Raw genomic sequence first — 4,664 nt, forward strand, 5'->3', positions numbered from 1 at the left:
AGGGACTAGCTACGCATCCCCCGGTAGGACTTAAACTCTTGCCTCTAACGTAGCCAATGAAGGCTTAATCTGGTCAGATGTGGGACAATTTCTGTGCCCCCGCCTTTAGGCGTGGGGTTTCTGACTGCTAGCTACCCAAACATCAACCTCAGAATCCCAAAAAGCGCTTACTTTGACAATAAAAGTATTCATAATTCGCTTTTTTAGCTATTGCACGGATGTAAACAATTTTAATTCAGAACTTTGAAAATTTTGCAAGTAACTTACAAAATCAGATACAATTTTGACTTGTTATCAGGTGCGTAGGCGTAGCCCGTCGTAGACATCGCCCCACTGCCAAACCCAAAAGATGGAGCCATGCAGAAGATAGCAAAAACAGCCCTCAAGTTATTGAAAGGTGCGTTGGCGTAGCCCGTCGTAGACATCGCTAATTTGCCTACTACTGAAAAGCTGGTTGAAGTATGTGGTAAGCTTTTGCCTGTGATTACTAAGTTTTTCGGCTTGCGATAACGTTGGTAAATATTACTCTACATCCATTCGTGAGAGGTTAAGGTCAGGTACTATTTGTCAATAAGCAATAGTACTTAAAATATTGCTAGAATCGGGCTAAAATTGAGGTTAAAAACACAATTTTTGAGCAGGCGATCGCGTAATTTTAATACGCATCTTTTATTCTTAATCCATTGGTTCAGTATGAGAGTTAACTTAATACCACTGCTTGTTCCAAATTTTCAGCATAATTTCTAATTGACAAAAGTAAGGTTATCTTAACCTCTCACTGATGGGTCTGCCTATTAAAAATTATTGGCTCTTCTTTTTACCCTTCAATGTAAAAAGTCAAAAGCTTGTGTATATAATCACAGATGCTTTTCTTTTAATATTCGATATTACTTATTTCTTTATAGTAAAATTACTGAAATAATGAACTCATAACTTAAAAGCTACTTGCATTCTAACTCTAGCAAGCTCAACACTTTTTCTTCCAACGCCGTCAGATAAGCCCGCTTCAGCTGACCCAGCGACTCCAAAAACTTCTGCACCGATTCCTCCAACGCACCCGAATACACTCGTGTAATGCGATCGCAAATTACCTGCATCTGCTGACACTCCTGGGGAAGGTAATTGAAGGACTTCAGGTGCTGCAACCCAACGGCGTACTCGCCATCCCACATTTTCACGGTGCAACTGAAATCATTCACTGCGCTGACAATCGCCCAACACCCACCTTTGCCTCTGAGTTCGGGATTGTCTTTGACTATGATTTGGCAAACTTCGCCAATTTGATATGTGTTTGGTACTTTTGTTCGCTCCATTATGCGCTGCACCACGTCTTTGACGATCCGGTGCGAGGGTACTTTCCCATTGGCAGACTCTACAGCTTGCTCCCATGCTTCGGGCTGAATGTCCGGGTCAAGCTTGGACAGTGGCCTGATTTGCCACTCATTAGTCGGCAAAATGTGAACGTTCCGTTATATACACCTAAATAAATACATAAAACAACAACAACAACGTTCTCTAAACTCCAGCTTTTCACAACGTTGTGTAAAGAGTTTGCACAGGTATCCAACAATGTGTACAATGTTTTTCCTCCCCAGTCCAAATTAGGGCAGTATCTATTGATATACGTAAAGAAGGGAATAACCACAGAAGGAAAAGAAGTCTGGGTGGTACTAAACGAGGATTACTCCCCTATAATTCCAATCCATGATTATCTACACTACTTGGAAAATAAAAATTACTCGCCAAACACCAGAAAAGCTTATGCTAGAAACCTCAAGCTTTATTGGGAGTTTCTTGAATCAAGAGGAATTGATTGGACTCAGATAACAATTCTGAAGTTATCTGAATTTATTCACTGGTTAAAAACTTCTAATGGCAAAGTAATTAGCTTGCCATTTTTAACTAGTAGCAGAACGGAGAAGACTATTAATCATATTGTGAAGACTGTAAGATTATTTTATGAGTTTCAGAGTCGATTGGGAGTAGTTAAACCCCTGGACGTGTATCAGACAAAAAGAATAAATAAATCGAAGCTGAAGTACAAATCGCTCTTGTCTCATACCCAGTCGGGAATGATTAAGACAAATATTCTCCGATTAAAAGAGCCTAAAACTTTCCCTGGATGCCTGAGTAAAGATGAAGTTTTTCAAATGATTGATGCCTGCAAGAATCTCAGGGATAAGTTTTTAATCTGCCTACTTCATGAAACTGGCATGAGGATCGGAGAGGCATTAGGACTAAGACACGAAGATATTCGCTCTAGAGGAGTTAATGAGATTAATGTGGTTCATAGAGATAATAATGAAAATCGTGCCAGGGCTAAGACAGGAGACAGAGTTATTCATGTCTCCAAAGAGTTAATGCGGATGTATTCAACTTATTTAGTAAATGAGTATCCAAAAGCCGATAGTGACTACGTATTCGTTAATTGTTGGAAAGAACCATTAGGAGAGCCAATGTCAAAGTCTAATGTAGATAACTTATTTACTCGTCTAGCAAATAAAACAGGAGTTAAAGCTCATCCCCATCTTTTAAGACATACTCATGCTACAGAGCTAATCAGAGCTAATTGGGATATGGCTCATGTTCAAAAAAGATTAGGGCATTCTGATATCCAAACAACAGTTAATACTTATGTTCATTTGACTGATGACGATTTAGCCCAGCGGCGATCGCGCAATTCCGCCAGTGCCTTACCTGCTTCAAAAACTGCTCTCTCCACTTTGCGTTCCAAGTGTAGGCGATCGCTTCTGTAGAGTCACTGAAGAAAAAGCGTGGAAGTTGATGAACTGAGGGTCAAGCATCCTTTAACTCTCCATTCTTCCTGACACGCTCTAACTCTTCTTCACAAAGGACTTCTATTAAATTTGACAGAGAACGCTTCCTAATCTTAGCTAGCCGTTCTAAGTCAGACTTTAATGCTTCGTCCAAATAAAGCGATATTCGCTTTTTGTCGGAGATTACTTCAGTCTGATTTAGCCGTAGATTAAACCATTCTATTAATGCAAGTTCAACCTCTGGCAGCAAATCAGGCTCAATAGACAAGTAAGCAATCCTTACATCTTCTGATTGCGCTAACTGCTTATAGCGATGATGTTTTAGCCATCTTGTCTGAAGATTAACAGTCCTACCAATGTATTGAACCACACCTTGAGAATCGATTGCGAAATAAATGCAACGCTGGCTAGGTAACTGCGATCGCTCATTGAGAGCCACTGAGGGTAAGGTCAAAGGATTAATGGTTTGAGGATTAATCATCTTCGCCCTTCTCCTCTGCTGGAAACCACTCTAGTATCTCTCCTGGTTGAATCCTGTAAGTTTCACAAAGAGCTTCCAAAATCTTAGAGGAGGGGATGTAAGTGGGATCTGCTGCTAATTTGTACCCTGTCGTGTCAGAAATTTTTGCATCTTGAATCATTCGATAAGCTGACAGCCCTCGACTCTCTAAAAATTGCTTGATTTTATTTCGCATAGGCATAACCTCAATACTACTATGACTATTATACTCCAAAAACATATAGTGCAAATATTGCAATAGTACAAAAAGTTTGATAGTATTAAATTGTAGAGAAAGCGCCCCTGACTACCAATCCGAAGCGCTTCTCTACTCCTAAATTCAAGGAGTTTACTTATCATGACATACCAAATCTACAGCCAACAACAGCTGCAACTGAAATCCATTGCCCGACTCAAGCAAATCTACAACGAAATAGCCTGCACAGCCGAAGTAAGCGACAAACGCTGTAAGGATTCTTGGATTAATGCGATCGCTGAATATCAAGCCAGCAAGATTCAGAAACTCGCCCTTGCTGCCCCCGACAACCAAGCCCTCGCTCAAGCCGAACTCGACAACTACATCGCTGACCAAGCCCAAGCCATAGCTCCTGAACCGAATGGCACTAAGAAAAGCCAAAACACTTGTGGTTTAAGCGGTTTGCAATTGCTTTTGTAATTCGTGCCGAGGTTTCGTCATTAAAGGGTAAGCTTTTGGGCGGCGTTTACGGACTCGTGGCTCACTTCTGCTAGGGCGATCGCTCACAGCCTTGTGAGCAATAACTTTAAGTAAAGTCCAATAAATTTGAAGACGTTTTGTTGAAGTTGCAGCTAACAATTTGGGAATAAAGTTATTTAAATGATGGCGAGTACCTTGCAGTGATAGGCGTAACGGAGGAGTACCGTAAGTAGTACCTGCTGACCACATCAAACTACGAAGTAAATTGTAGGCAAGCAAATAAACGTAAATTTCTTTGCGTACCATTGAGGGGGTTTTACAGCGCAAAACATCCATCCCCAAAGTAGTTTTAAGATGTCTTAAATCTAGTTCAACGACAAGGGCGTTTCCCATAAATCTCAACAATTTCGAGGGTAGGATAAGTTGTTGTATCTAAAAGAGTGGTGATTAAACTGACTCGTCCTGTGCGAAAGCCAGGAATAACAATGTATTCGCGGCATATATTTCGTTAAGCGGAAAAGTGAGCAATGCCTTTTCTTACAAAGCGGGCCTCAGGGCTGAAAGCTCATCGTATGACGGCAAATTGCTGAATACCGGAGCCAAATTCTCTAATAACTACCCCGTAAGTTTGTTTCCGTCCATTTTCCTGAGCAAGAACCTGACTAAAACAGACCAGATTCAGCTGAGCGTGACCCGCAGGTTTCAGTGAATT

At 40.9% G+C, this 4,664-nt stretch carries 8 protein-coding genes and 1 pseudogene; 4 read left to right on the forward strand and 5 right to left on the reverse strand.

Translation table 11 applies throughout. The annotated features are described in order from the left end of the window. Positions 1-263: 263 nt before the first annotated feature. Positions 264-425, reverse strand: coding sequence for a hypothetical protein (locus tag LC574_RS27395; RefSeq protein ID WP_229456813.1), 162 nt, complete (start codon positions 423-425; stop codon positions 264-266). Between the two features lie 516 nt (positions 426-941). Continuing rightward, the gene (locus LC574_RS27400; RefSeq protein ID WP_229456814.1) at positions 942-1,454 is read right to left on the reverse strand and encodes a hypothetical protein; all 513 of its coding nucleotides are present in this window, start codon (positions 1,452-1,454) and stop codon (positions 942-944) included. 210 nt (positions 1,455-1,664) lie between these two features. Between LC574_RS27400 and LC574_RS38575 the strand changes: the two are divergent. Together LC574_RS38575 and LC574_RS38580 are read left to right on the forward strand one after the other, a co-directional pair. Further along, a pseudogene (locus LC574_RS38575) lies at positions 1,665-1,958 on the forward strand (site-specific integrase); the annotation flags it as partial. 93 nt (positions 1,959-2,051) lie between these two features. Next, the gene (locus LC574_RS38580; protein ID WP_306422163.1) at positions 2,052-2,756 is read left to right on the forward strand and encodes a tyrosine-type recombinase/integrase; all 705 of its coding nucleotides are present in this window, start codon (positions 2,052-2,054) and stop codon (positions 2,754-2,756) included. Positions 2,757-2,796: 40 nt separating this feature from the next. On the opposite strand, the gene LC574_RS27410 is transcribed toward LC574_RS38580, so the two are convergent. Together LC574_RS27410 and LC574_RS27415 are read right to left on the reverse strand one after the other, a co-directional pair. Further along, positions 2,797-3,258 carry a hypothetical protein gene (locus LC574_RS27410; RefSeq protein ID WP_229456815.1) on the reverse strand — a complete coding sequence of 154 codons (462 nt, stop codon included), beginning with the start codon at positions 3,256-3,258 and terminating at the stop codon, positions 2,797-2,799. Continuing rightward, positions 3,251-3,472, reverse strand: a complete 222-nt coding sequence (locus LC574_RS27415; RefSeq protein WP_229456816.1) for a helix-turn-helix transcriptional regulator — start codon at positions 3,470-3,472, stop codon at positions 3,251-3,253. Before LC574_RS27415 ends, LC574_RS27410 begins: the two co-directional genes overlap by 8 nt. 162 nt (positions 3,473-3,634) lie before the next feature. Between LC574_RS27415 and LC574_RS27420 the strand changes: the two genes are divergently transcribed. Continuing rightward, positions 3,635-3,952: a hypothetical protein gene (locus LC574_RS27420; RefSeq protein ID WP_229456817.1), complete on the forward strand. Its 318-nt coding sequence runs from the start codon at positions 3,635-3,637 to the stop codon at positions 3,950-3,952. Here LC574_RS27420 and LC574_RS27425 read toward each other — a convergent pair. Beyond that, on the reverse strand, positions 3,926-4,345 hold the full coding sequence (locus tag LC574_RS27425; RefSeq protein WP_229456818.1) for a hypothetical protein: 420 nt from the start codon (positions 4,343-4,345) through the stop codon (positions 3,926-3,928). The genes LC574_RS27420 and LC574_RS27425 overlap by 27 nt on opposite strands. A 127-nt stretch (positions 4,346-4,472) precedes the next feature. Here LC574_RS27425 and LC574_RS39270 point away from each other — a divergent pair, with 127 nt between their 5' ends. Then, the gene (locus tag LC574_RS39270) at positions 4,473-4,661 is read left to right on the forward strand and encodes an outer membrane beta-barrel protein (RefSeq protein WP_368736739.1); all 189 of its coding nucleotides are present in this window, start codon (positions 4,473-4,475) and stop codon (positions 4,659-4,661) included. The last annotated feature ends 3 nt before the right edge of the window (positions 4,662-4,664 follow it).

Origin of the sequence: Nostoc sp. CHAB 5715, assembly GCF_020829685.1 — a bacterium.
Lineage (GTDB): Bacteria > Cyanobacteriota > Cyanobacteriia > Cyanobacteriales > Nostocaceae > Nostoc.